Annotated in this window: 1 protein-coding gene; it reads right to left on the bottom strand. The window is 70.6% G+C overall.

Annotated elements, in window-relative coordinates:
* Window positions 1-588 (bottom strand): serine hydrolase domain-containing protein (locus tag VR45_RS09780; RefSeq protein WP_045939289.1); only part of this gene is annotated, 588 nt, incomplete at both ends.

Raw genomic sequence — 588 nt, 5'->3', positions numbered from 1 at the left:
TGCCGCCGAACAGGGCGGCGTGGAAGCGGTCGAGGTCGGCGGTGGTGGAGATGCCGTTGCCGGCGGCGTCCGCGACGGTCGGGTTGAGCCGGGTGACGTCGGCCGGGCCTTCCGGCAGTTGGATGTACCCGTGCGCGTGCGGGCCGGGGATGCGGGCGGAGGAGTTCGGGAACGTCGTGCTGTCGAGGTGCAGCGGTTCGACGATCCGCCGCTCCACCTCGCGCTGCCAGGTGCGCCCGGTGACCTTGCGGATGATCATCCCGGTGAGGATGTAGTTGGTGTTGGAGTAGTACCAGCCCTGCCCGGGCTCGAAGTACGGCGGGTGTCCGACGGCGACGGAGACCAGCTCCTCGGGCCGGAAGTCCGTCCAGCGCCCCTCGGCCAGGTACGCGCGCAGGCTCGCCTCGTCGTGGTAGAGGAACCGCGGGTCCTCCAGGTAGTCGAACAGGCCGCTGGTGTGCTGCAGCAGCTGCCGCAGGGTGATCGCGCCGCCGTTCGGGACGACACCCGGCAGGTAGCGATCCACCGGGTCGTCCAGTCGCAGCCGGCCCTCGTCGGCCAGTTGGAGGACGACGGTGGAGACGAAGG

Source organism: Streptomyces sp. NRRL S-495 (assembly GCF_000966955.1).
GTDB classification, from domain to species: Bacteria; Actinomycetota; Actinomycetes; order Streptomycetales; family Streptomycetaceae; genus Kitasatospora; species Kitasatospora purpeofusca.
The sequence above is the reverse complement of the archived record's forward strand: the minus strand, read 5'-3'. Positions and strand labels throughout refer to the sequence as shown.